This is a genomic window from Tenacibaculum sp. TB-53, assembly GCF_059716285.2.
In genome coordinates, this window is record NZ_CM202790.1 from 2,047,520 (window position 1) to 2,072,262 (window position 24,743).

At 31.9% G+C, this 24,743-nt stretch carries 24 protein-coding genes and 1 pseudogene; 15 read left to right on the forward strand and 10 right to left on the reverse strand.

The annotated features are described in order from the left end of the window. Nucleotides 1-4: 4 nt before the first annotated feature. Nucleotides 5-970: an IS110 family RNA-guided transposase gene (locus AC3VJB_RS09315; RefSeq protein WP_497667063.1), complete on the reverse strand. Its 966-nt coding sequence runs from the start codon at nucleotides 968-970 to the stop codon at nucleotides 5-7. Between the two features lie 421 nt (nucleotides 971-1,391). Here AC3VJB_RS09315 and AC3VJB_RS09320 point away from each other — a divergent pair, with 421 nt between their 5' ends. The 8 genes and pseudogenes from AC3VJB_RS09320 (at nucleotide 1,392) to AC3VJB_RS09355 (ending at nucleotide 7,146) form a co-directional block, all read left to right on the forward strand. Beyond that, the gene (locus tag AC3VJB_RS09320) at nucleotides 1,392-2,813 is read left to right on the forward strand and encodes a pyridoxal phosphate-dependent decarboxylase family protein (protein WP_497667064.1); all 1,422 of its coding nucleotides are present in this window, start codon (nucleotides 1,392-1,394) and stop codon (nucleotides 2,811-2,813) included. Nucleotides 2,814-2,815: 2 nt separating this feature from the next. Then, nucleotides 2,816-3,664, forward strand: a complete 849-nt coding sequence (locus AC3VJB_RS09325; RefSeq protein WP_437823131.1) for a methylated-DNA--[protein]-cysteine S-methyltransferase — start codon at nucleotides 2,816-2,818, stop codon at nucleotides 3,662-3,664. Further along, entirely contained in the window at nucleotides 3,657-3,902 is a 246-nt protein-coding gene (locus AC3VJB_RS09330) for an Ada metal-binding domain-containing protein (RefSeq protein ID WP_159613956.1), read from the forward strand. The genes AC3VJB_RS09325 and AC3VJB_RS09330 overlap by 8 nt, the downstream gene beginning before the upstream one ends. Beyond that, nucleotides 3,881-4,450 carry a DNA-3-methyladenine glycosylase I gene (locus AC3VJB_RS09335; protein ID WP_159613958.1) on the forward strand — a complete coding sequence of 190 codons (570 nt, stop codon included), beginning with the start codon at nucleotides 3,881-3,883 and terminating at the stop codon, nucleotides 4,448-4,450. Before AC3VJB_RS09330 ends, AC3VJB_RS09335 begins: the two co-directional genes overlap by 22 nt. 3 nt (nucleotides 4,451-4,453) lie before the next feature. Continuing rightward, a pseudogene (locus AC3VJB_RS09340) lies at nucleotides 4,454-5,063 on the forward strand (alpha-ketoglutarate-dependent dioxygenase AlkB family protein). 273 nt (nucleotides 5,064-5,336) lie between these two features. Beyond that, a complete protein-coding gene (locus AC3VJB_RS09345) occupies nucleotides 5,337-5,570 on the forward strand; it encodes a GNAT family N-acetyltransferase (protein WP_317166140.1) in 234 nt (77 codons plus the stop codon). A 170-nt stretch (nucleotides 5,571-5,740) separates the two neighbouring features. Continuing rightward, entirely contained in the window at nucleotides 5,741-6,220 is a 480-nt protein-coding gene (locus AC3VJB_RS09350) for a GNAT family N-acetyltransferase (RefSeq protein WP_437823136.1), read from the forward strand. A gap of 92 nt (nucleotides 6,221-6,312) precedes the next feature. Further along, nucleotides 6,313-7,146 (forward strand): alpha/beta hydrolase family protein, encoded by an 834-nt coding sequence (locus AC3VJB_RS09355; RefSeq protein WP_253679660.1) that lies wholly within the window; start codon nucleotides 6,313-6,315, stop codon nucleotides 7,144-7,146. Nucleotides 7,147-7,307: 161 nt separating this feature from the next. Here the strand turns inward: AC3VJB_RS09355 and AC3VJB_RS09360 are convergent, their stop codons facing one another. Then, a complete protein-coding gene (locus tag AC3VJB_RS09360) occupies nucleotides 7,308-9,224 on the reverse strand; it encodes an ABC-F family ATP-binding cassette domain-containing protein (protein WP_159613983.1) in 1,917 nt (638 codons plus the stop codon). Nucleotides 9,225-9,343: 119 nt separating this feature from the next. Between AC3VJB_RS09360 and AC3VJB_RS09365 the strand changes: the two genes are divergently transcribed. Beyond that, nucleotides 9,344-9,739, forward strand: a complete 396-nt coding sequence (locus AC3VJB_RS09365) for a DUF983 domain-containing protein (RefSeq protein WP_253056238.1) — start codon at nucleotides 9,344-9,346, stop codon at nucleotides 9,737-9,739. A 58-nt stretch (nucleotides 9,740-9,797) separates the two neighbouring features. Here AC3VJB_RS09365 and AC3VJB_RS09370 read toward each other — a convergent pair whose 3' ends face one another. The 8 genes from AC3VJB_RS09370 to topA form a co-directional block, all read right to left on the reverse strand. After that, nucleotides 9,798-10,847: an NAD(P)/FAD-dependent oxidoreductase gene (locus tag AC3VJB_RS09370; protein WP_437823141.1), complete on the reverse strand. Its 1,050-nt coding sequence runs from the start codon at nucleotides 10,845-10,847 to the stop codon at nucleotides 9,798-9,800. A 71-nt stretch (nucleotides 10,848-10,918) separates the two neighbouring features. Then, nucleotides 10,919-11,110, reverse strand: a complete 192-nt coding sequence (locus AC3VJB_RS09375; protein ID WP_437823143.1) for a hypothetical protein — start codon at nucleotides 11,108-11,110, stop codon at nucleotides 10,919-10,921. 157 nt (nucleotides 11,111-11,267) lie between these two features. Next, nucleotides 11,268-12,128: a type IX secretion system ring subunit PorN/GldN gene (gene porN / locus AC3VJB_RS09380; protein ID WP_437823145.1), complete on the reverse strand. Its 861-nt coding sequence runs from the start codon at nucleotides 12,126-12,128 to the stop codon at nucleotides 11,268-11,270. Between the two features lie 20 nt (nucleotides 12,129-12,148). Beyond that, entirely contained in the window at nucleotides 12,149-13,684 is a 1,536-nt protein-coding gene (porM, locus tag AC3VJB_RS09385) for a type IX secretion system motor protein PorM/GldM (protein WP_437823146.1), read from the reverse strand. A gap of 44 nt (nucleotides 13,685-13,728) precedes the next feature. Then, complete coding sequence (gene porL / locus AC3VJB_RS09390) at nucleotides 13,729-14,376, reverse strand: type IX secretion system motor protein PorL/GldL (protein ID WP_073181770.1); 648 nt, start codon at nucleotides 14,374-14,376, stop codon at nucleotides 13,729-13,731. A gap of 51 nt (nucleotides 14,377-14,427) precedes the next feature. After that, a complete protein-coding gene (gene porK, locus AC3VJB_RS09395; RefSeq protein WP_073181772.1) occupies nucleotides 14,428-15,807 on the reverse strand; it encodes a T9SS ring complex lipoprotein PorK/GldK in 1,380 nt (459 codons plus the stop codon). A 96-nt stretch (nucleotides 15,808-15,903) separates the two neighbouring features. Beyond that, entirely contained in the window at nucleotides 15,904-17,064 is a 1,161-nt protein-coding gene (locus AC3VJB_RS09400; RefSeq protein ID WP_167713151.1) for a formimidoylglutamase, read from the reverse strand. Nucleotides 17,065-17,123: 59 nt separating this feature from the next. After that, nucleotides 17,124-19,610, reverse strand: coding sequence for a type I DNA topoisomerase (gene topA, locus AC3VJB_RS09405; protein WP_159613985.1), 2,487 nt, complete (start codon nucleotides 19,608-19,610; stop codon nucleotides 17,124-17,126). A 199-nt stretch (nucleotides 19,611-19,809) separates the two neighbouring features. Between topA and miaB the strand changes: the two genes are divergently transcribed. The 6 genes from miaB (at nucleotide 19,810) to AC3VJB_RS09435 (ending at nucleotide 24,655) form a co-directional block, all read left to right on the forward strand. Continuing rightward, on the forward strand, nucleotides 19,810-21,264 hold the full coding sequence (miaB, locus tag AC3VJB_RS09410) for a tRNA (N6-isopentenyl adenosine(37)-C2)-methylthiotransferase MiaB (RefSeq protein ID WP_047788556.1): 1,455 nt from the start codon (nucleotides 19,810-19,812) through the stop codon (nucleotides 21,262-21,264). A gap of 80 nt (nucleotides 21,265-21,344) precedes the next feature. After that, nucleotides 21,345-22,577 carry a sigma-54 interaction domain-containing protein gene (locus tag AC3VJB_RS09415; protein ID WP_281979784.1) on the forward strand — a complete coding sequence of 411 codons (1,233 nt, stop codon included), beginning with the start codon at nucleotides 21,345-21,347 and terminating at the stop codon, nucleotides 22,575-22,577. Nucleotides 22,578-22,616: 39 nt separating this feature from the next. Next, nucleotides 22,617-23,123: an LptE family protein gene (locus AC3VJB_RS09420; protein WP_047788558.1), complete on the forward strand. Its 507-nt coding sequence runs from the start codon at nucleotides 22,617-22,619 to the stop codon at nucleotides 23,121-23,123. A 4-nt stretch (nucleotides 23,124-23,127) separates the two neighbouring features. Further along, a complete protein-coding gene (locus AC3VJB_RS09425) occupies nucleotides 23,128-23,871 on the forward strand; it encodes a DUF8458 domain-containing protein (protein ID WP_394420613.1) in 744 nt (247 codons plus the stop codon). After that, nucleotides 23,872-24,216: a preprotein translocase subunit SecG gene (secG, locus tag AC3VJB_RS09430; protein ID WP_047788559.1), complete on the forward strand. Its 345-nt coding sequence runs from the start codon at nucleotides 23,872-23,874 to the stop codon at nucleotides 24,214-24,216. 163 nt (nucleotides 24,217-24,379) lie between these two features. Then, nucleotides 24,380-24,655, forward strand: coding sequence for a co-chaperone GroES (locus AC3VJB_RS09435; protein WP_047788560.1), 276 nt, complete (start codon nucleotides 24,380-24,382; stop codon nucleotides 24,653-24,655). The last annotated feature ends 88 nt before the right edge of the window (nucleotides 24,656-24,743 follow it).

Sequence of the window (24,743 nt, forward strand, 5' to 3'; positions counted from 1 at the left end):
TTTTTTAAACCAACGTACTTTTATAATTTGCGTCATAAGGCAAACCACTTTTTACAATAGCTAAAGCTTGTTTTAGTAGCTTATTACATACCGCTATTAAAGCTAGTTTTTTACTCTTACCTTTAGCAACTATTCGGTCATAAAGCTCTCTACATGCTTTGTTGTATTTACAAGCATTAAAGCTACACATAAATAATAAATTTCTAAGCTTTGGATTCCCCATTTTACTTATTCGAGGGCGTCCTTTTATACTACTGCCTGATTCTCTAATAGTGGGTGTAATACCTGCGTAACTACACAACTCTTTTGCTGAAGTAAAACGCTTAAATCCATCGGTAAAAACTAATAACATTAATGCTGTTTTATCCCCTATTCCTGGAATAGACTTTAATAAAGTTATTTCTTCTTGATAACTCTTTTTTACATTCTCTAGCAACAAGTCTTCTAATTTAACTATCTCTTTTTGTATGTTTTTCAGCTGCCTTTTTAAGGAATTAACTACCAATTTTGAGGGAGTTCCTAATACTGATTCGCCATGAAGCTTGTTCTTTAATTGAGTAGATTGTTTCGTATAAACACTCAACAAACGTACTATTTGTAAACATTCTTGTTGTTCCTTACTATCTCCTTTCCATATAGAAGGAGATTGACTTACGCCATAATTATATAACTGCTTTGCATCACTCTTATCCGTCTTTACTTTTGATAAATTCATCTGAATAAAACGCTTAACCTTCAACGGATTTTCTACCGATAACAAAACTCCTTTTTCTGTTAAAAAATAAGCTAACCGTACATGATAATATCCTGTAGCTTCCATTATACAATGTGTTAAATCAGTTGTGATTAACAACAGCTCTTTAAAACCTGATGCATCATTTTTAAACTGATACCAATTTCCTTGATAATCATATACATCTAAAACGTCTTTACTTACATCGATTCCTAAAAATTGTTTATTTTTACTCATAAGAAAAAAGGATTGGAAAGAAAATAACTACTATCAATTAAACAACTTGAAATCGAGATCTTGGTCTCACAGAACTGAACGAATTCGAAGTAGTAAAAGCGTAGGGATTATCAATGTTGACGAAATCTAGGTTTCAACGTATATCATAACCTTACTCTACGCTTTTTTCTTTCTGGTTTTTATTACTAAATTTAAACAATTGCTAACTTAAGAGGTGTATAATTAATTGCGGCTGAATTTTCCACTGGAAAATTCTCGCCTATTTACTAACTTTAACCGTCAGCGGAAAAATCCTGCTGATTTTACCGCAACTAACCATACACAAGACCGTTGTAAGTCATTTAGAAGAAAACCGCAAGAATCGGGTTTTATAGCAAAAAAACATTTTAGAATTTTGTCTAAAAATAAAACGATACTTAAAATGAATTTTGATTTTGACGAAAAACAACGCAAAGAGATACTAAATACTGTTTCACAAAAAATAGAGCATTTTTACACTAATACTAAAGATTACAGTACTACACCAGAACTTAACTTACAAGACATTAGAAATATTATAGAATCTGAAAATTTAGTTTCTGGAACCGAACCAAACAAAGCTATAGAGCATATAATAAACGGACTTGAAAATTACTCTGTTCACACACCACATCCAAAATATTTTGGTTTATTTAATCCTCGAGCAAATTTTGCGGGAATTATTGCAGATTTTATAACTGCTTCTTATAATCCTCAATTAGCAGCTTGGAGTCACGCTCCTTTTGCCGTTGAAGTAGAAGCTCACATAATTAATCAGTTTATTGAAAAATTTGGCTTAAATCCAAAAAAATCAGACGGAGTTTTTACAACTGGCGGAGCTGAAGCAAATTTAACTGCTGTATTATCTGCATTAAATAATAAATATCCTGATTTCGCTAAAAACGGAATGTTTGGTTTAGATAAAAAACCTGTTATTTTTTGTTCTCAAGAAGCACATCATTCTGTGCAAAAAGCAGCGAAAATTGTAGGCTTAGGATATGAATTTTTAAAAACAATTCCAACGACTAAAGATTTAAAAATAGACACTGATTTATTAGAAAAAGAAATCAAAAACCTAAATAATTCAACACATAGCCCATTAATGGTTATTGGTACAGCAGGAACAACAGGAACAGGAACAATAGACGACTTAGAAGAAATTTCAAAAATATGCAAAACACATAATATTTGGTTTCACGTTGATGCCGCTTATGGTGGAGGAGCTGTTTTAAGTTCAAATCTAAAACATATACTGAAAGGTATTTCTGCTTCGGATTCAATAACTTTTGACGCACATAAATGGATGTCTGTTCCTATGGGAACAAGCGTATTCTTGACTTCTCATCAAGAAATTCTAAACAAAACATTTAGAATTACCACAGAATATATGCCTAAAGAGGCAAATGAATTAGAAATTGTTGAACCATTCTCACATTCCATTCAATGGTCAAGACGATTTACAGGTTTAAAAGTCTATTCATCTTTATTATTTTACGGTTGGAATGGTTATGAAAAAGTAATCAATCATCAAGCTAAAATGGGAGAATATTTAAGAACTAAACTAACAGAAAATAATTGGATTATTAAGAACAGTACCGAATTACCAGTAATCTGTTTTACATACCAAAAATTTGAATCGGATGCTAATTTCACAAAAACCATTTTAGACAACATTTTGGCTAAAGGAAATTCTTGGATATCGGTTTACCCTATAAAAAACGTTCCAACATTTAGAGCTTGTATTACAAATTACAATACAACCGAAACAGAAATAGACGAATTAATTGAAGAATTAAATAAGGAAAGAAAAGCATATCAAGATTAATTATGTCAAATAATACAAACACATATCATTATGATAAAATAGCAGAAGCTATTGAATATTTAGATGAACATTTCAAAGAGCAACCTACTCTAGATGATATTGCTGAACATTTAAATATGAGTTCTTTTCATTTTCAAAGATTGTTTAAAGATTGGGTTGGTGTTACACCAAAAAAATACATTCAATTTTTGAGTGTAAATTATGCTAAAAGCAAACTTAAAAAAGATAAAAATACATTGTTTGATACTGCTTTAGATACAGGGCTTTCAGGTACTAGTCGTTTACACGATTTATTTATAAACATAGAAGGAATGACACCAGGAGAATATAAAAATGGAGGTAAAAGCTTAAATATAAACTATAGCTATGCCGAAACTCCGTTTGGTGATATTTTGATTGCCACTACTAAAAAAGGAATATGTCATATTGCTTTTGTAGATAATAAAGAAGAGGCTTTACAGGTTTTGATAAATAGTTTTCCAAATGCAAATTACCAACAAAAGGTTGATAAAATTCAACAAGAAATATTGATGGTATTCTTAAATGATTGGAATAAACTTAGTAAAATAAAATTACATTTAAAAGGCACTGATTTTCAATTAAAAGTTTGGGAGGCTTTATTGACTATTCCTAAAGGAAAATTGGCTACCTATGGAGAAATTGCAAAAAAAATTGAAAAACCAAAAGCTTCAAGAGCTGTAGGAACAGCAATTGGAAGTAATCCTATTGCTTATTTAATTCCTTGTCATAGAGTAATTCAATCTTCTGGAAAAACGGGTGGCTATCGTTGGAATCCAATTAGAAAGAAGGCTATTTTAGGTTGGGAAGCTGTAAAAACTGCTAATGATTAAACATTCAGACATAAATAAAAAAGAGCTGTTTCTTAAAATTAAAAATAAAGAAATTACTCTTGGTGGAAATAGACGATTGAAAATATACGGCACACTTCAATGTAAATCAGGCAAGCGAATGAAAACCCAAAATCGAGTGTTTTTTAAAAGCGAAAAAGAAGCTATAGAAAATGACTATAGACCTTGTGGTCATTGTATGACTGATAAATATAAATTATGGAAGGCAAAGCAGAACTAACAAGGTGTAAATGGTGTAACAACGACCTTGTTTATCAAGAATATCACGATAACGAATGGGGAGTACCAAAATATGATGATAAAACCTTATTTGAAATGTTAATTTTGGAAGGTGCTCAAGCAGGTTTATCGTGGATTACTATTTTAAAAAGAAGAGAAAATTACAGGAAAGCATTCGATAATTTTGATGTTAATAAAGTAGCCAAATATTCAGAAAAAGATATTGACAGACTGGTTAATGATAAAGGAATTATACGCAATAAATTAAAAATAAACTCTGCTATTAAAAATGCAAAAGTGTTTATTGAAATTCAAAAAGAATTTGGTTCTTTTAGTAAATATATTTGGAGTAAAATAAATGATAGACCCATAATTAATCATTACAAAGATGCAACAGTATTGCCGGTTACATCTTCTTTAGCAGAACAGATTTCTAAAGAATTAAAAAAGAAAGGAATGAGTTTCATTGGTCCAATAATTATATATTCTTATATGCAATCTATTGGTATGATTAACGACCACACCTTAGATTGTTTTTTAAGAAAGTAAAAGATGGAATTATTTCAAGAACAAGTAGATTCAACAAAAAACTGGTTACCTTATGATGGCACCGTACATTACTGGGGTAAAATATTTAGTCAAAAACAAAGTGATGCATATTATAAGAGCTTAATGGAACAAGTAGCTTGGAAAAATGACGAAGCTATTATTTTTGGAAAGCACATAATTACTAAACGTAAAGTAGCGTGGTATGCTGATAAGCCGTATGAATACACCTATTCAAAAATTATTAGAACTGCACTTTTATGGACTCCTTTATTGCTTGAATTAAAAGAAATTGTGCAAAAAAAAAACACAACAAGAATATAATTCAGTTTTATTAAATCTGTACCATACAGGAGCAGAAGGAATGGCTTGGCATAGTGATGACGAAAGAGATTTAAAAACTAATGGTTCTATAGCTTCTCTAAATTTTGGAGCAAAAAGAAAATTTGCTATAAAACATAAACAGACCAAGCACAAACAAATATTTGAGCTCGAAAGTGGCGATTTATTAGAAATGAAAGATCAAACACAATCGCATTGGATTCACAATATTCCAACTACAAAGAAAATCCACACACCAAGAGTAAATCTAACATTTAGACAAATGATAAAATAATATCAATGATTTTGCAGAAATAATAAATCACTAAATAAGATAAATACAACGGAATAATGATAATAAAAAAAGCACAAATATCAGATTTAAGAGGTTTGGCTCAGCTTTTTAATGAGTACAAAGTATTTTATAGAAAAGAAAGTGATATTGAACAAGCATTGTCTTTTTAACAGCACGTATGCAAAACAATGAATCTGTGATTTATATTTCATTTAACAATAAAAATGTAATGACTGGATTCGTTCAATTATTTCCTCTTTTTTCCCTACAAATATGAAACGATTATGGTTGTTAAATGATTTGTATGTTAGTATAAATTATAGAGGTTTAGGATTTTCTAAAGCACTTATTGAAAGAGCAAAAAAACTTGTAATTGAAACAAAGGCTAGTTTATTAACATTAGAAACAGAAAAAAGTAATTCTATCGGAAATAAATTGTATCCAGCAACTGACTTTGTTTTAGATGATGAACATAATTATTACTATTGGGATAATAATAAGTTGTGATGTATAAAAACTGAATTAAAAAACGACTTACTTAAGATGTATAACCACAATTACGGTGCATTCGACTATGCCTGAATCCATTCGTAATTGCTAAAACCTTTGCTTAACAGAAAAATACTAACTTTAATGCCGTAACGGGCTAGACCGATAATACGTAAATTGATCAAAATATGACGATAAATAATTTTACTTCTCAACACCAAATCGAATTGAACAATTTTGTTCTTGGAGTTCAAAACGGAGAATTTGGACTCGGATTTAAGAAAAATGAACAATTGGACTTAATTAATACGGCAGAATTTTATAAAGGTGGCGGGTTTTGGGTTGCTGAGTTGGAAGGTGAAATTGTTGGATGTATCGGACTTCAAAAATTAAATGAGAATATCGGGGTTTCAAGAAAGATGTTCGTTAAAAAAGAACTACGCGGAACGGACTTAAAAATTGCTCAAAAGCTGTTCGATAAATTAAAGTCTGAATCCCAAAAACTCGCATTTAAAAGTATTCTACTGGACACACCATCAGTTGCCAAAGCATCGCATCGTTTTTACGAAAAGAATGTTTTTTTGGATTTGGACAGGTCTCAAATCCCATCTGACTACACGTTTCCTGACAGAAACTCTAAAATATTTGAATTAAAGTTAAACGAATAAAACCTGCGTACAACAAGGTATATAATGCATAGCCGCCCTACGGGACGGCAACGCATTATATACAAGTCGTAAGAGGTAACTAAAAAGAGTAAATGAAACAAATAGAAATATTATCAAATTGCGAAGTACTATCAGCCACTCTTTATGAAGACGAAAAAAATGAAACTGTACTTATTATTGCTTCTGCAACAGGAGTGAAACAAGAGTATTATCAAAACTTTTCAAAATATCTGTCTGAAAACGGAATTTCAGTTCTTACTTTTGATTACTGCGGAATTGGTCGCTCCTTAAGAAAACCTATTTTAGAGTTAAGTAATAATGCTGCTGATTGGGGAAAAAATGATATAGAATCTGTTCTCCAATATGTTTTAAAAAATTATCCGAACTCAAAAAAAGTAATTCTTGGACATAGTATTGGTGGGCAACTTATAGGGTTGGCTAAATCCTCTCCTAAATTTGATAAAATAATACTCCTTGCTGCGCAGTCTGGTTATTGGAGATTTTGGGAAGGAATTAACAAATTTAAAATGTGGTTTAATTGGTACATTTTATTTCCCTCCATCCTAAATTTATTTGGATACCTCAAATCTAAAAAGCTAAGCGGTATGGAAAACCTACCTAAGAATGTAGCTAACCAATGGAAAAATTGGGGTAAAAAATCAGATTATATGCAAGGTGATAAATCGATAGTTTTAAAATACTATGATAAAATTAAATTTGATATAAGTGCTTTTTGTATTGAAGATGATGATTTTGCCCCTCAAAAAGCAGTAGAATGGATGACTAGTCAGTATCAAAACTCAAATATTAAATCAACTATTTTAAAACCTAGTGATTTTGAAGTTGAGAAAATTGGCCATTTTGGAGTGTTTAAAAATAAGTTTAAAGCTACAATTTGGAAAACTTTACTTAATGAAATAAAATAATTGACTGCTAATTTAAGATGGTTTGAACTCAAGACAAGTATATTTCATATTTTTTTAAACTAAAGTGCTTTTATACTTACTACTTTTTATTATTGTAAAAACTTGTTTTAGTAACTTTTGTACATCGTTATTAAAACAAGTTTTTACTTTTATTCTTAATATTAAAAATCAACTAACTGCTCCTCAACTTGTTCCCATTCTTCCATTAGTGCATCAACTTTCGCCTTTTTTGCTTTGTAGTTTTCGAAGAAGTTAGGACGTGAAGATACTTCATCGTAGTTCTGTGCTAATTCTAAATCTATTTTTTCTATTTCAGCCTCTAAATTTGCTATTTGTGTTTCAATTTTATTTAGCTTATTTTTTAACTTTTTTAATTCTTTTTCTTGCTCTCTTGATAATTGATAGGCTTCTTTTTTAGAAGTATCTTTTTCTTTAGTTACTACGGTTCTTTTCTCAGCATCGCGCAAACTTTCCATTTTATGTTGCTCTAAGAAATAATCAATATCTCCTAAATATTCTTTTATTTCACGGTCTTTAAATCCGTAAACCGTTGTGGTTAATCCTTGTAAAAAATCACGGTCGTGAGATACGACAATTAGCGTACCATCAAAGTTTTGTAGTGCTTTTTTTAATACATTTTTAGAAGCAATATCTAAGTGGTTGGTAGGCTCATCCATTATTAAAACATTAAATGGCGATAGCAACAACTTACATAATGCCAAACGATTTCGCTCACCTCCTGATAGTACTTTTGCTTTTTTATCTACTGCCTCTCCTCCAAATAAAAACGAACCTAACATATCTCGCACACGCATTCTATTACTATCGGTAGCAGCGTCTTCCATAATTTCTAGCACTGTTTTCTCTGGTGGTAATTCTTCTGACTGATTTTGTGCAAAGTAACCTATTTCTACATTGTGTCCTAGTTTTAAGTTTCCTTCAAACGGAATTTCCCCTACCATCATTTTGGCTAAGGTAGATTTTCCCTGTCCGTTTTGTCCTACAAAGGCAATTCTACTATTACGTTCAATTAATAAGTTTACATCTTTTAACACCTCTTTTTCTCCATAGCTTTTTGCTAAATTTTCAGCCTCTACAATAATTTTGCCTGGTTCTTTTGATATAGCAAAACGCACATTCATTACCGCATTATCATCTTGGTCTACTTCAATACGTTCTACTTTTTCTAACTTTTTAATTAACGATTGTGCCATGGAAGCTTTGCTAGCTTTTGCACGGAATTTCTCTATTAATTTTTCGGTATGTTCTATTTCCTTCTGTTGATTTTTCTGTGTTTGCAGCTGCTTTTCTTTAATCTCTGCTCGCAGTTTTAGGAACTCAGAGTACGGTTTTTTATAATCGTAGATTTGACCTAACGAAATTTCTATAGTACGATTGGTTACATTATCTAAAAACATCTTATCGTGCGATACTAAAACGATAGCTCCTGCATAGTTTTTTAAAAAGTTTTCTAACCAAATAATCGACTCAATATCTAAGTGGTTTGTGGGCTCATCGAGTAATAAAATATCATTATTCTGAAGAAGGAGTTTTGCAAGTTCAATACGCATACGCCAACCTCCAGAAAAAGTATCGGTTAACTTATCAAAATCTTCTCGTTGAAAACCTAACCCTTGTAAAATCTTTTCGGTTTCTCCTTGGTAGTTATATCCACCAAGTAACTCGTAACGTTCAGTTTTCTCGTTTAAATCAATAATTAATTGATTATACGCTTCACTTTCATAATCAGTTCTTTCTGCTAGTTGACGATTAATTTCATCAAGCTCTAGTTCAATTTCTTTAATTTCAGTAAATGCTTGGTATGCTTCTTCTAAAATAGTTCTTCCATGTACAAAATCAATATCCTGTCGTAAAAACCCTATACGTACATCTTTATCAAATGCCAGTGTTCCGCCACTACTTTCAATATCTTTTGATAAAACTTTTAATAAGGTAGATTTTCCTGCTCCATTTTTTCCAATCAATCCAATTCTGTCTCCTTTTATTAATTTAAAAGTGATTCCAGAGAACAAATCTGTTCCCATAAATGAAACTGATACATCGTGTACGTTTAACATATTTTTAGCAAATTACTTTAGTTTTGTAACTAGAGTTACAAACGATAGTTTTATTTTTGTTGAAATTTGTACAAACTTACAAAAAGCAAATAGTTAATCGAACTTAATACCCATAAGAAATGTTTGGAAAAGGAAGTAAATTGTATAGTATTTTTAATAGTAAATGTCCTCGATGTCATGAAGGAGACTTCTTTAAATACAAACTTAACTTCAACCCTAAAAAAGTAACTACTTTACATGAAAATTGTCCCCAATGTAATTTTAAGTACATGATGGAGCCTTCTTTTTTCTTTGGTGCGATGTATGTAAATTACGCGCTTGCAGTAGCTCTTTTTGTCGCTATTTTTATTATTGCTAAAGTTTTTATTGGCTTATCTATTTTACATAGTTTCATAGCTATAATAGCTGTTTCTTTAATATTAACACCTATTACATTAAGACTTTCAAGAATTATTTGGATTAACCTATTTGTGGGTTATAAAAAGAACGCCAAAGAATTACAATCAGAAAAGTAATTCTACTAGTAGTAAATAAGTTTATTGTTTCTTAAAATATAACAATATAAAAGGTTCGTTATTCAACGAACCTTTTTATATTTATTTCTTTATCCAACTCTTCACCCTTTTCGAGATGATTATATAAGTTTTCTGCAACAGTTGGGGCAATCATTACACCACGTGTTCCTAAGCCGTTTAAAATAGCTAATTTTTGATATTCTGGATGTTTTCCTACTAAAGGTCTTCTATCTTTTACTGTAGGGCGTATTCCTGCTGATTGTTCAATTACTGTATATGGAACTGATATTATCTTTTGTAATTTTTCTTCCAACTCTTTTCTTCCTTCTTCTGTTGGAACTGATGTTTTATCTGTCCAATTAAAAGTAGCGCCTACTTTGTATGTATCGTCACCTAACGGCATTATAAATACGCTGCCTTTTAATAAAAAATCTATTTTTAGTTCGGGAGCATGAATTGTTATCGTTTCTCCTTTCGTTCCATTTAAAGGCAAATAATTAAAAAATGGATTTTTCTTTAAACCAAATCCTTCACTAAACACAATTCTTTTTGCTGTAATATTATCATAACTTACTTTATCTTCTTGAATAGTAACTTTTGAATAGTCAAAGGCTTGTTCTAGGATACTTTTTAATGATTTTATATACTCTTTATAAGACTTTACTAATAAAGGGGTATCAATTCTTCCTGTTCCTTTTAATTCTCCAAATCCATAATTACCTATAATTCCTTTTATTTTTTTTTTTGATATTTTTGGATTCATATAGTAAGACAACATTGGTTTATCTGATGCAATGAACCAATTGTTTTCATCTCCTACACTTGAAAATACTTTTTTAGTAGTAAATTTATAATCTAAGGTAAGTTGTAACTTTTCTTCTAGTTCTTCATAAAAAAGGATTGCCTTTTCTAGTTGTTCATGTCCATTCCAAACTGGCGTAAATCGTTTTAAGATTACAGGATTGTATACTCCACCAGCAACTACTGAAGATACTTGTGAAGTATTTTCAAAAACAATAAAACTTTTATTGTTTTTAATTAATTGTTCTGTAAAGGCTATTCCTGATAACCCTAAGCCAACGATGATATAATCTACCTCTTTATTCATAATTCAAAAGTACTACTATTGTAATAAAAAAGAGCTTGCAATGCAAGCTCTTTTGTCTTTTTACTATTGGGTTAACTAGCCCTCCATTCATCACAGTAATTCCAACATGCTCTTACACTTTCATGTGATGGATGATGTAATGGTGGATGATAATCTGCTCCACCATTTGGATCTGTACATGAACACCCTTTTCCTTTAACCGCATTCAAGTTTGATTTTGAAAGCTTAGTCACTCCTTCTAGTTCTAGAATTTTTGCTATCATAATATGTGATATTTTAATTATATGCTAATATAATCTATTTTATTTTAAAAAAAAAACAATTACACTAGTTTTTCAATTAACATCATGTAATATATGATTAATAAAAAAGAGAGTTTGTAATACAAACTCTCTTTTTAAGATGATGAAATAAATATTTCTAATAATTCCACATATCCATTTCTCTATTACGGATACCTTCTTTAATTCTATTTGCTTCTAACAATTGAAATAAAGAGTTACCACGAACATAATCTTTTATAGCTCTGTCTCCATAAATGTTTTCTTCTCTCAAAATGGTTGAGTTAAAACGCCTTGCGTTTAACAGGTTATCATAAGAAAGTGGTTGGGCTGAGTTCTCTGGGTTAAATACTTTTGATTCATGTAATGTTTCACGAGCAGATGGGAAAAACACCCAAAATAGCTCATACACACTTTCACTATCATCAATTTCTTCAACTCCCATTACCTGTACATCTGGTCCCATAGGTGCTAAGGCTAATAAACGATATTTTAACTCACCCTGGCGTTTGTCAAAATACCAAATACCTTTAAGCATATATCCTTTTATATCCTCTGCTTTCACATAATACTCATCTATGTAGTCTCCATTTTGACGTTCATTAAACGTCATCATGTTAACTTCTTCCATTCCTATTTTAGTCGTAAAATAAGAGTCATTATAAATCTCTGTTATTTCACCATTCTTAATCCCTTTTAAAAGAGTATGAAATAAAGAACGTCTTGTAAGACCTGCATTCATAGTATCAATTGGGTAATAATAAGGTAGATTTATTTTCTGGTTTAAATCTACATATTCCCACACCACCTTAGACCATAACACATCTCTATCACTAATGTAGCCATAAGGAAGTGGTTTGTCATCTTCTGAAGCTATTTGAGCTTCAGATTTAAATCCAATTTCATCTACCTTTTTAGCATTTAAAAGGTTAGCTTGTGCACTTGCATAGCTTGTCGCAGCAAATGCGAATAAAACCATATAAAAACGCTTCCAATTCATACTTTCTTATTTTTTACTTATTAATTTGTAATTTCTACGCTAACAGGTAATACTTTTTTAATTTTATAGTTAGAACCTGATACTGATGCTTTGATATCAAAAATCGTGATTACATCATTTCTTCTAGCTTTATTAATAGCTGCTTTAGCTCTAGAGTTTAAACCTCTACCACTTACAGGTATCGCTACTTGTCCTGGTACTTTAATCTTAAAGCTAGATACGTTTAGTTTTAAATCAAATAAGAAGTCTGGTAATCCTGCAGCTACGCTTATTCTTCCTAAACTAGCTTTTGGCATTTTTACGGTACCATATTGACCTCTAACCATACCTACTGCTGGTGGTATGTCTTTAATTCTAAATTTCTTAACAGAACGTACACCTTTTGATGCACCCGTTGGAGTTCCTGTAACTACGATGTTTACCTCACTGCCTTTTCCTGGATACATAGTATACTTGTCTCCTCTAACTCTTTTCAATCCTGGAGCTTTTGCAGAAACTTTATTTCCTGGTACTCCTGGAATAGAAATAGTTAACGGGTTAGCTAAACCACGGTATACTACATTCATTTTATCTGCAGAAACTAGAGCTTCATTTGGTCTAGGAATAACAGCATAAGCTCCTTTAATATCTATTTTTACAATAGAATCTCCTTCTTTAAATTGGAACTCTCCTTTTAATTCCTTGTCTCCTACATTACCTGCTGGACCGTCTAGAATAACTTGTCCTGCTTGAATTTTTTCTTGCTCAACTTCTTTATCATTAATAATAACTTTCTCTGCAGTTAAATTAGGATCTTTTTTTCCTAATACAATTCTACCTGATAAGTTTTCTCCAGGATAATAAGCACTCTTATCAAAAACAACCATTGCTTCATATTTGGTCATAGATACAGCACTTTGTAATTCTCCTTGTAATAAAGCTGTTAAAGCATCAGATTCTGTAGCTTTAATATCTGCTTGGATTTGAGTTAACTTAGTTAAAGACGCAATTAAAGGGAAACCTTCAAAATGATATTTCAACCAGTCAATTTTTTTACCGTCTTTATTTTCTACTTTACTTGTATTAAAACGAGCGGCTATTACATCTGCTACTTCTGTACCTTCTAAAGCAGCAACAGCATCATTTCTGAAAGCATCTATCTTAGCAACAAATTCTTTTCCTTTTTTTGATATTTTACCTCCTTTAAAGAACAATTCATCTAAAAATTTAGACTTATCCATTGTTTCATATGCTTTTTTATCTTCTAAATCACCAGTCATTTGGCTCTTTAAATCTCCTACGTAAGCATATAATTCATCAGCTGCTACTTTTAACTTATCTGTTTTCTCCTTAGCTTCACCGTATTGCTTAGCTTGTTCTGCTGCCTTTTGAGCTAACGTTTCGTAAGCTGTTTTATTTTTCTCTGTTGCTTTTTGGTTAGCTACTGTTAACTTTTCATTCATTAATCCAAAGGCAGATAATACTTCCTTACTCATGTTCATTGCTAACATTGCAATAAACACTAAGTACATAAGGTTAATCATCTTCTGCCTTGGTGATAGTTGTCCTCCTGCCATATTAATTAGTTTGTTTAGTTAATAAATTAGATTAAACTAATTAATTATTTGTTAGACATTGCAGTTAACATTCCTCCATATACTCCATTTAATGAAGATAGGTTTGTTGCTAACGATTGCATTTGCTCTTGTAAACGTTGAGAGTTTTCTACCATAGCTGAGTTTAAATCGGCTTGTTTACTAGCATTTTCTACTTGAGTTTGGTATAAACTATTTAATGATTCCATTTGAGCTGCTGCTCTAGACATTTGTTCATTGTAACTATTAGTAGCTGAAATTGATTGAGAAGCTGAAGCTAATGGCTCTACTGCTCCTTGGAAGCTTTTAATACTGTCTCCTAAACGAGATACTAATTGAGCATCTAATTTAGCTTCACTTAGTATATTGTCTAATTTTTGAGATAACATGCTTTGTGCTTCTTCTGGTGAAGCAGAAACTTTTTTATCTCTTTTGTTACCTGATGATTGTCCATCTGCTAACTCTGGGTATACTTTTGTCCAATCTAAATCGTCTTCAACTGCTTCAAACGCTGACAATGCGAAAACTGCTGCTTCAACAATCATACCTACCATTAATACTTCATTTCCAAAAGGCCAGTGTAAAATTTTAAATAATGCTCCAATAATAACTACTGCGGCTCCTAAACCGTAAGCCATGTTGAACATTTTTTTAGTTGATTTTGATTGTGCCATAATTCTTGATTTTTAAAATTTGGGGATTAATATTTATTCTTGTTTTCTTGTTTAATTACTTTTATTGGTACCTAAATAATCTTGTACGGTTCTAAATCCGATATAACTTCTTGCGGTGTCAGCGTATTCCCAATCACGAGAACTTACCTCTAAGAAATATGCTACATCTTTCCAAGATCCTCCACGTATTATCTTTCTTCTATTTTCTTTTATTTCAACATTAGGGTTCATGGTAGACCCCATATAATAAGACATTTGATTGTAAGCTGTATTTGTCCATTCTGAAACATTACCTGCCATATTAAACAATCCATACTCATTAGGATTATAAGACATTGCTTCAACTGTGTAAAGGGCTCCATCAGCTGCATAATCTCCACGAACTGGTTTAAAGTTTGCTAAAAAACATCCTCTATCACTCGTTGTACTAGGTCCTCCCCAAGGATATTTACCATAATCTAATCCTCCACGTGCTGCATATTCCCACTCTGCTTCTGTAGGCAATCTGAAAGCAGGCACTAAACCTAACTTCTTTCTAGATCTTTGAAAATTATTTTTTGTTTGGGTTCTCCAATGACAGAATGCTTTTGCTTGATTCCATGTTACCCCTACTACTGGGTAATTCTCATACGCTTTGTGTCCGAAATACTCTTGATGCATTGGATCATTGTATGAATAATTAAAGTCTTTTATCCATACTGTTGTATCTGGATACACATTTATAACTTCGTCTTTTAAGAAATCTCTTCTATTCTTACCTGTTCTTGCTGCAGCTTCATTATCAAACCAATAATACCTATAGTTTAATAATTTTGTATTAAATGTTCTAATTCCATTTAAAGCCTCATCTTTTCTAATATATAAAGAGTCCATCACCTCTACATAATCAGCATCAGGATATTCTTGTGAATCCCAAATTAACTCTTCTTCCCAGTTTAATGGTTTTAGTGAATCTAATCCTTCTCCTAATTCGTAATAATTTTCACGCATGTACTTATCATACGGAGTTTCATTAACAGTATCTTTTGATGCAAAAGCATATAATTGTATTCCTTGTGCATTTTTACCTGTATTAGCTGCATCCTCTCCTCCTAAAGAAGCAAATTCTGCTTGATAAGCTAATTTAGTTCTTGTTATGGAATCTCTTACCCAATGAACAAAAGCTTTATACTCACTGTTTGTTATTTCAGTCTCATCCATGTAAAATGGTTGTACCGTAACTGTTTTAGTTGGAGCATTCATAGCCCCCATAGGGTCTTCATCTTGTTTTCCCATAGTGAAAGATCCTCCTGGGATTTTAGCCATACCATATGGTTTTTCAGCAAACCATTTCCTTTTAGATTTCACTCCTACTAACTCTCCCCTATCACCACTTGAACCACAAGAGTAAATGATAGATGCTAACAATGCAAGTACTGTTATTTTTTTCATATTAAATCTTTCTTATAAAAGAGGCGTAAACCTATTATTTTTTTTATTAAAAAACAATTACGAATTATTTTTTTTTACAGAACATACAACTTTCTTTTAAACAAGCTTTTGCAAAGCCTTATACCACCTTTCTGGTATTTTTTGTTGTAATGCTTGTTCATAATCTCGATAGTTACATGGTATTAACGCATGTCTTTTGTGTTTATTATTTGATATTAAATTTATTTCCATCCACCAACGACCGCTTTTATCACTCTTATAAAAGTTTATTGGATCATCATCATTTAAAAGTACCGTAAACTTTTGGTAACTTTCTTTGGTTACAAATGGGTAATCTTTAGCTCTTGAATTTACTCCTTCTATGAAATACCAAATTACTTGAGCTATTAATTTTGCTGTTTGATGATTTAAATCTAAAAGGCTATTGTACTCGTATATTCCAAAAGATGTTACCTTATCACTTATCCCTGCATAACGTGCAACAGCACATAACTCTTCCCCATAAAATCCATTTGGCGAAGCATTTTTATTTGCAGGAGCATCGCTTTGACGTACACTGCCTATATCTACGCTTACAACATCTGCGTCACGCATTATTGGTTCTACCAATGTTATGTTTTTAACTTCTCCTAATCTGTAGGCTTCAAAATATAATTTATCTAATAGATTTATTTCTTCTTGAGAATTAAAGTAGGTTTGGTACCCTATATTACTGAAGTTAAACAGATTATTAGGCTCCTCCATTACAATTCTACTTAAATAAGATTGAGAGCTTAATTCTTCTTCTAATGAGCCTAGATCAAACCGACTATCAACAACTACTAAGTTAACTGTTTGCTCTAGTTCGTCGTAAGCTCTATAATTTGCGTAAGTTAAATCTTGTCCTCCTCCAATTATTACAGGAAGTATATTTTTTTTTAGTAAAAATGCTACTGATGATTTAACAGCAAAGTAGGTATCTTCTAATGTATTTCCTTTCTCTATGTTTCCGAGATCTGCTATACGAGTATGCCAGTTACCAGGAAATAATTGATACAAATGTTTACGAATTTCGTGTAATTCTTTACCACTCCCTAAATTACCTGCTGCTCCTCTATCTTCTTTAACCCCTAAAATTGCGATAGTTACTTCTGTTAAATCTGGAAAACCATCTTGAACAGTATGTAGTTGAATAGTTCTTCCTAATACAGAAGAAGGCTGTAAAACTACACGAGTAGCTACAGAATCTTCAATAGGGGAAAAGAAGTCTATATTCATTTATTAGGGGAATTTTTGGAGTCGCAATATACTAAACTATTTTTTTTCTGAAAGCTTCTTTATTTTTTTTTGGCTGCTTTCTTTTTAGCTGTTTTTTTCTTAGGTGTTTTTGCTTCAATCATTTTAACAGCCTCTTCTTGTGTTAGTTTTTCTATCTCTGTTGTCTTTGGAAGTTCTACCTTTATCTTTCCTTTTATTACATTAAAACGTCCCCAGCGTGCTTTTTCTACACGAATACCAACCTCTTCAAAATTGTGGATTAGCTTTTCACGCTCTTTTCTTTTTTTATCTTCTATTAATTCTTCTAAATCTGCTTGACTTAAATTATCAAAGTCGTATTTTTTATTTACGTTGATAAAAATAGAATTCCATTTAATAAAAGGACCAAAACGCCCTACTCCCTTTTGAATTGGCATTCCTTCATATTCTCCAATAGGAGCATCTGCTTTTCTTTTTGCTTCAATCAATTCAATAGCTCTATCCATATCTACAGACATTGGATTTTCTCCTTTATCTAACGATACATATTTACCATCAAATTTAATATAAGGACCAAATCTTCCATTAGCTACAACTACTTCTTTCTCTTCATAGTCTCCCAATGTTTTTGGCAACTTAAATAAATCCATTGCCTCTTCATAGGTAATTGAATTCATTGTTTGGTCACCTTGTAAACTTGCAAAACGAGGTTTCTCTTCATCAGTTGCCTCTCCTATCTGCACCATTGCTCCGTAACGTCCTAAACGCACATACACATTCTTTCCACTTTCAGGATCTACACCTAATAAACGTTCCCCTTTTGCTCTTTCTGCATTTGCAGCAACATCTTCTACAACAACATGAAAGTTTTTATAAAAGTCTTTAATCATTGCTATCCAATCTTCTTTTCCTTCTGCAATTTCATCAAATTCATTTTCTACTTTAGCTGTAAAACCATAATCTAAAATTGCATCAAAATTTTCTACTAAGAAATCATTTACTATATTTCCTATATCTGTTGGCACGAGCTTTCCTTTATCTGAACCTACTCTTTCAGTTAAAATTTGCTCTGACACTTCTTGATTGGCTAAACTTAATTGAGTGTAATTTCTTTCTTTTCCTTCTACAGTTCCTTTTTCAATATACTCCCTTCTTTGAATAGTTGAAATGGTTGGTGCATACGTAGAAGGGCGACCAATACCTAACTCTTCTAATTGTTTTACCAAAGATGCTTCAGAAAACCTTGCTGGCGGACGTGTGTAACGCTCAGTTGCTGTTATCAACTCGTTTATTAATTCTTCATTTACTTCCATTTTAGGTAACATTCCTGCCTGTTCTTCCTCTTCGTTGTCTGTCCCTTCTAAATATACTTTTAAAAATCCTTCAAAAGTAATTACCTCTCCATTTGCAGTAAACTGCTTTTTATTCTTATTGTTATCTATTTTTACGACGGTACGTTCTAGCTTAGCTTCACTCATTTGTGAAGCTAATGTGCGTTTCCAAATTAAGCTATACAACCTTGTTTGATCATACTCACCTGTAATTTCATGATTCTCCATGTTAGTCGGACGAATTGCCTCATGCGCTTCTTGTGCTCCTTTAGACTTAGTTGCATAATTACGTGGCTTGCTATATTCTTCACCATAAGAAGCTATAATTTCTGCTTGAGCTGCTTTTTTTGCATCATCAGATAAGTTTACACTGTCTGTTCTCATGTAGGTTATTAACCCTGCTTCATACAAACGTTGTGCTACCATCATAGTTTTGGCAACTGGAAAACCTAATTTTCTTGACGCTTCCTGTTGCAACGTCGATGTAGTAAATGGCGGTGCTGGAGATTTTTTTGCTGGTTTTTTTTGTAAATCAGCAACAGAAAATTCTGCTCCTAAACAAGAATTTAAGAAATTTTCAGCTTCTTTTTTTGTTGAAAAGTTCTTTGCTAATTTTGCTTTAAACTTTTTTCCTTCTGCATTTACAAACTCTGCATCAACACGATAAGAAGCTACTGGTGTAAAACCTTCTATTTCTCTTTCACGTTCTACAATTAAACGTACTGCAACCGATTGCACCCTACCTGCTGACAATCCTGGTTTTACTTTTCTCCATAATACAGGAGATAATTCATATCCTACAATTCTATCTAACACACGTCTTGCTTGTTGAGCATCAACAAGATTGTAATTAATTGTGCGTGGGTTTTCAATTGCTTTTAAAATTGCATTTTTAGTAATAGAGTTAAAAACAATACGCTTAGTGTTTTCATTTTTCAACTTCAATTGTTCCGCTAAGTGCCATGCTATAGCTTCTCCCTCGCGGTCTTCATCGGATGCTAACCAAACAGTTTCTGCTTTCTTTGCTAAGTCTTTCAGTTTTTTTACTACCGCTTTTTTATCGGTAGAAACTATATACTTCGGTTTGAAATCTCCTTCTACATTTACTCCCAACTCCTTAGATGGTAAGTCTGCAATGTGTCCAAAACTCGATTCAACCTGAAAGTCCTTTCCTAAAAACTTTTCTATCGTTTTCGCCTTAGCAGGTGACTCAACTATTACTAAATTTTTTGCCATACGTCTTATATCTCTTATCTCATTTTACACTTTTGTAATATAAGTGTAATTCAGTTTGCAAAAGTATATAGTTTTTTTTTAATGGGTCTTTTTTAACAAAATTTTACTTTTTCTTAAAAAAACAATCCATGTCAATTTGTCACAAATTACACTTTTTGGTTGTATCTTTGCAGCCTATTTTAGTACGATTTAAGGATTTATGGAACACGTAGAGAAAGTAATTGATGAAAAAAAACAAGGAAAAGCCCTTGTTACAGAACACAAAGAAGGAAACAACAAAAAACTTTTTATAGAAAGTTATGGTTGCCAAATGAATATGAACGATAGCGAAATTGTGGCGTCAATTTTAGCAGAGCAGGGTTTTAATACCACTCAAAATTTAGAAGATGCTGATTTAGTATTGGTAAATACATGCTCTATTCGTGAAAAAGCAGAAACCACTGTTCGTAACAGACTCCAAAAATACAATGCTGTTAAAAAGGTAAATCCAACGATGAAAGTTGGTGTACTGGGTTGTATGGCAGAACGATTGAAAGAAAAGTTTTTAGAGGAAGAAAAAATCGTTGATTTAGTTGTTGGTCCTGATGCTTATCGTGACTTACCTAATTTAATTGAAGAAGTTGATGCAGGTCGTGATGCTGTAAATGTAATATTGTCAAAGGAAGAAACGTACGCTGATGTTTCTCCTGTTCGTTTAAACTCTAACGGAGTTTCTGCATTTGTATCAATTACTCGTGGTTGTGATAATATGTGTACATTCTGCGTAGTTCCTTTTACTCGTGGTCGTGAACGTAGTCGTGACCCTAAGAGTATTATTGAAGAAATTCGCAGTATGCAAGAAAAGAACTTCAAAGAAATTACTTTATTAGGTCAAAATGTTGATTCTTATTTATGGTATGGCGGTGGATTGAAAAAAGATTTCAAAAAAGCATCTGAATTGGCACAAGCTTCTGCAGTAGATTTTGCTCAATTATTAGACATGTGTGCTACTGAGTTCCCAAAAATGCGTTTCCGTTTTTCTACGTCTAACCCACAGGATATGACACTGGATGTAATTCATGTTATGGCTAAACACCAAAATATTTGTAAGTACATTCACTTACCTGTTCAAAGCGGGAGTAACAATATGTTAAAAGCTATGAATCGTCAACACACTCGTGAAGAGTACATGGAGTTAGTTGATAATATTTATAAAATTGTTCCTGAAATGGCTTTAAGTCAAGATATGATTGCGGGGTTCTGTGGAGAAACCGAAGAAGACCATCTTGATACTTTAGACATGATGAACTATGTAAAATATAGCTTCGGGTTTATGTTTGCTTATTCAGAAAGACCAGGAACCTTGGCTGCTAAGAAAATGGAAGACAATGTTCCTTTGACTATTAAAAAACGTCGTTTACAAGAAATAATTAATCTACAACAAGAACATAGTTTATACAGAGCTAAAGAGCATGTGGGTAAAATTCAGGAAGTTTTAATCGAGGGAACTTCTAAAAGAAATGAAAACGAATGGAAAGGTCGTAATACACAAAACACTGTTGTTGTTTTCCCTAAAGAAAACTACAAAATGGGTGATTTTGTAAATGTAAAAATTGAAGATTGTACTTCTACTACCTTAAAAGGTACGGCTGTTGGATATTCTGACAATAATTAATTTATAGAAAAGAGTGTAAAGAGAAAAGAAAAAGGTATAAGCTTTTCTCTCTGCTCTTTTTTCTTTATTCTAAAAAAGAAATGGAAAATTTACAAGCTATAAAACAACGCTTTGGCATTATCGGTAACGATATGCAACTAAATCGTGCTATTGAAAAATCGATTCGTGTTGCTCCCACTGATATTTCGGTATTAGTTACTGGTGAAAGTGGTGTTGGAAAAGAAAGTATACCAAAAATAATTCATCAATTATCACACAGAAAACATGCAAAATACATTGCAGTTAACTGTGGAGCGATTCCTGAAGGAACAATTGACAGCGAATTATTTGGACATGAAAAAGGAGCTTTTACAGGAGCTACACAAACCCGAAAAGGCTATTTTGAAGTGGCTGATGGCGGAACTATTTTTTTAGATGAAGTTGGTGAACTGCCGTTAACCACGCAAGTACGTTTATTACGTGTTTTAGAAAATGGAGAATTTATAAAAGTAGGATCTTCACAAGTACAAAAAACAAATGTTCGTATTGTAGCTGCAACCAACGTTAATATGCACGAAGCCATTTCTAAAGAGAAATTTCGTGAAGATTTATATTACCGTTTAAGTACTATAGAAATTTCACTACCTCCTTTGAGAGAACGTGGTGAAGACATTCATTTATTATTTAGAAAGTTTGCTGCCGATTTTGCACAAAAATACCGAATGCCTACCATCAGGTTAAATGAGAATGCTGTAAAGGTTTTATTGAACTATCATTTCCCTGGTAATATTCGTCAATTAAAAAACATTGCCGAACAAGTATCAATAGTTGAGGAAGATAGGCTAATTACCCCTGAAAAACTAATTCAATATTTGCCTGAAAACCGTAGTAATCTACCTGCTGTTGTAGGTGACAGAACTACAAGTCAATCAGATTTTGCTAATGAACGAGACATCATGTATAAAATCTTGTTTGATATGCGTAATGACATTAATGATCTAAAAAAGCTAACGCTAGATTTAATGCAAAACGGAGACTCTGAACAGGTACAAGAAGACAATCATCGTTTAATTGAACGTATTTATCAAGACCAAGATTTATCAGAAGCTTCAAACATTGAGGTAGTACAAATTCCAAAATCAACTTCTCATCAAAATGATTATGATTATGCGGAAACCATTGAGGAAGATGAAAGTTTATCGTTACAAGAAAAAGAAATAGAAATGATAAAAAAGTCTCTCGAAAAAAACAATGGTAAGCGTAAATTAGCTGCCAAAGAATTAGGAATATCTGAGAGAACCTTATACAGAAAAATAAAACAATACGACTTATAATAGTTATATTGTTTACTTTTAAAAATTATTCAACTTTAAATGAAAAAAACTCTTTATATAGTATCGTTACTTATTACTTTTACAACCATTATTGGTTGTGGAGCATACTCTTTTACTGGTGGAAACACAGGAAATGCAAAAACAATTCAGGTTGATTTTTTTCCTAACCAAGCACCTTTAGTTGAACCAATACTTAGTCAAAAATTCACACAAGATTTACAAGACTTATTTACACGTCAAACTAATTTAACCTTGGTTAGCACTAGTGGTGATTTACATTTTTATGGTGAAATTGTTGATTATCGCATTACACCAATGAGTGCCACAGCTCAACAAACAGCTGCTCAAAACCGATTAACAATTACTGTAAATGTAAACTTTGTTAATGCTTTAGAAGAGAAAGATAATTTTGAAAAACGTTTTTCTTTTTACTACGATTATGGAGCTAATCAACAATTAACTGGAGGAGTTTTAGAAACAGCTTTAAATGAAATCATAGAACGTATTACGCAAGATATTTTTAATGCCTCAGTGGCAAAATGGTAATTTTTTGAATAAGGATTTATACATACAGTTATTAGAAAAGCCTGAATTAATTTCGCAAGAACATCTTTCAGACATTACTGATATTATTCAAGAATATCCTTTTTTTCAATCAGCTAGAGCGCTTCGTTTAAAAATTTTAAAAAACCAAGAAAGTTATAAATACAACAACGAGTTAAAAATAACGGCAGCTCACACCAGTGATAGATCTGTTTTATTTGATTTTGTTACTTCTAAAGCTTTTAAGGAAGCCTCAATAAAAGAAGAAAAAATTAGTTTAAAAGACAAAATTCTTTCTAAAAGAAAACAAACAAAAATTTCAACTATAGAGAAAGATTTAGCTATTGGTAAACCACTTTCTTTTACACAAAACGAAACTTTTTCTTTCAATCAATGGTTACAACTATCATCTAAAAAAACTATAGTTAGGACTTTAGATAATCATCCTTCAGAAAAACAAGCTAAAGAAATGCCTGTTAAGTCTGAACATGAAGCTATTATTGATCGTTTTATTGAAACTGCTCCAAAAATTTCTCGTCCTAATAAAACAAATACTTCGGATATAAAAATATCCGAAAATCAACAAAATAATCAATTAGCTACCGAAACTTTGGCTAAAGTATATTTAGAACAAAAGAAATATGACAGTGCTATTCAAGCATATAAAATATTAAGTTTGAAATATCCAGAAAAAAGTGGTTTCTTTGCAGACCAAATTAAAAGAATACAAATTTTACAAAACAATAAATAGATGACAACGTATACTTTACTTTTAGTTTTAATATTGATTGTTGCAATAGCATTAATCTTAATTGTAATGGTTCAAAATCCTAAAGGTGGAGGATTATCTTCATCATTTGGAGGCGGTGGAGCTCAAAATATTGGAGGTGTACAAAATACAAATAGCTTTTTAGACAGAACTACTTGGACATTAGCTATTACTATGTTTGCTTTAATTTTATTAGCAAACTTCGCTATTCCAAGAGGAAATGCAGCTGACGCTCCTCAATTAAATGAAACCTTAAACAATATTGAAACTACAACAACTCCTGCTACACCAGCAGCAACAGATACAGCTAAAGACAGCGCTCAGTAGTTTTTCAAAAAATAGAATATAAAATGCCAACGTAAATGACACGTTGGCATTTTTTTTATTTATTAATCTAATGTATTAGAAAAATTGTCAGCAAAAATCTAATGGCATAATTTCTGACAAAATACTACCAGTAAAATTAATTTAATCAATCAAAATATATAAAATGGGATTAAACATTAAACCTTTAGCAGACAGAGTTCTTGTTGAACCAGCTGCAGCAGAAACTACTACAGCATCAGGAATCATCATCCCTGACAACGCAAAGGAAAAACCACAAAAAGGTACTGTCGTAGCCGTAGGGAACGGAACAAAAGATGAGCCTTTAACTGTAAAAGTTGGTGATACTGTTTTATACGGAAAGTACGCTGGTACAGAGCTTAAATTAGAAGGAAAAGATTATTTAATTATGAGAGAAAGCGACATTTTCGCTATTATCTAAAATTTCTTTGCTATTAGCTTTTCGCTATTAGCCTATTAAACAAAAAATTTAAAACCAAGCCAACAGCTATATGCTAACGGCAAAAAAC

Bases quoted from the DNA above. Each gene is read 5' to 3' on its own strand.
- AC3VJB_RS09315 (WP_497667063.1), bottom strand. From the start codon at position 970: ATGAGTAAAAATAAACAATTTTTAGGAATCGATGTAAGTAAAGACGTT.
- AC3VJB_RS09320 (WP_497667064.1), top strand. From the start codon at position 1,392: ATGAATTTTGATTTTGACGAAAAACAACGCAAAGAGATACTAAATACT.
- AC3VJB_RS09325 (WP_437823131.1), top strand. From the start codon at position 2,816: ATGTCAAATAATACAAACACATATCATTATGATAAAATAGCAGAAGCT.
- AC3VJB_RS09330 (WP_159613956.1), top strand. From the start codon at position 3,657: ATGATTAAACATTCAGACATAAATAAAAAAGAGCTGTTTCTTAAAATT.
- AC3VJB_RS09335 (WP_159613958.1), top strand. From the start codon at position 3,881: ATGGAAGGCAAAGCAGAACTAACAAGGTGTAAATGGTGTAACAACGAC.
- AC3VJB_RS09345 (WP_317166140.1), top strand. From the start codon at position 5,337: ATGAAACGATTATGGTTGTTAAATGATTTGTATGTTAGTATAAATTAT.
- AC3VJB_RS09350 (WP_437823136.1), top strand. From the start codon at position 5,741: ATGACGATAAATAATTTTACTTCTCAACACCAAATCGAATTGAACAAT.
- AC3VJB_RS09355 (WP_253679660.1), top strand. From the start codon at position 6,313: ATGAAACAAATAGAAATATTATCAAATTGCGAAGTACTATCAGCCACT.
- AC3VJB_RS09360 (WP_159613983.1), bottom strand. From the start codon at position 9,224: ATGTTAAACGTACACGATGTATCAGTTTCATTTATGGGAACAGATTTG.
- AC3VJB_RS09365 (WP_253056238.1), top strand. From the start codon at position 9,344: ATGTTTGGAAAAGGAAGTAAATTGTATAGTATTTTTAATAGTAAATGT.
- AC3VJB_RS09370 (WP_437823141.1), bottom strand. From the start codon at position 10,847: ATGAATAAAGAGGTAGATTATATCATCGTTGGCTTAGGGTTATCAGGA.
- AC3VJB_RS09375 (WP_437823143.1), bottom strand. From the start codon at position 11,110: ATGATAGCAAAAATTCTAGAACTAGAAGGAGTGACTAAGCTTTCAAAA.
- porN (WP_437823145.1), bottom strand. From the start codon at position 12,128: ATGAATTGGAAGCGTTTTTATATGGTTTTATTCGCATTTGCTGCGACA.
- porM (WP_437823146.1), bottom strand. From the start codon at position 13,684: ATGGCAGGAGGACAACTATCACCAAGGCAGAAGATGATTAACCTTATG.
- porL (WP_073181770.1), bottom strand. From the start codon at position 14,376: ATGGCACAATCAAAATCAACTAAAAAAATGTTCAACATGGCTTACGGT.
- porK (WP_073181772.1), bottom strand. From the start codon at position 15,807: ATGAAAAAAATAACAGTACTTGCATTGTTAGCATCTATCATTTACTCT.
- AC3VJB_RS09400 (WP_167713151.1), bottom strand. From the start codon at position 17,064: ATGAATATAGACTTCTTTTCCCCTATTGAAGATTCTGTAGCTACTCGT.
- topA (WP_159613985.1), bottom strand. From the start codon at position 19,610: ATGGCAAAAAATTTAGTAATAGTTGAGTCACCTGCTAAGGCGAAAACG.
- miaB (WP_047788556.1), top strand. From the start codon at position 19,810: ATGGAACACGTAGAGAAAGTAATTGATGAAAAAAAACAAGGAAAAGCC.
- AC3VJB_RS09415 (WP_281979784.1), top strand. From the start codon at position 21,345: ATGGAAAATTTACAAGCTATAAAACAACGCTTTGGCATTATCGGTAAC.
- AC3VJB_RS09420 (WP_047788558.1), top strand. From the start codon at position 22,617: ATGAAAAAAACTCTTTATATAGTATCGTTACTTATTACTTTTACAACC.
- secG (WP_047788559.1), top strand. From the start codon at position 23,872: ATGACAACGTATACTTTACTTTTAGTTTTAATATTGATTGTTGCAATA.
- AC3VJB_RS09435 (WP_047788560.1), top strand. From the start codon at position 24,380: ATGGGATTAAACATTAAACCTTTAGCAGACAGAGTTCTTGTTGAACCA.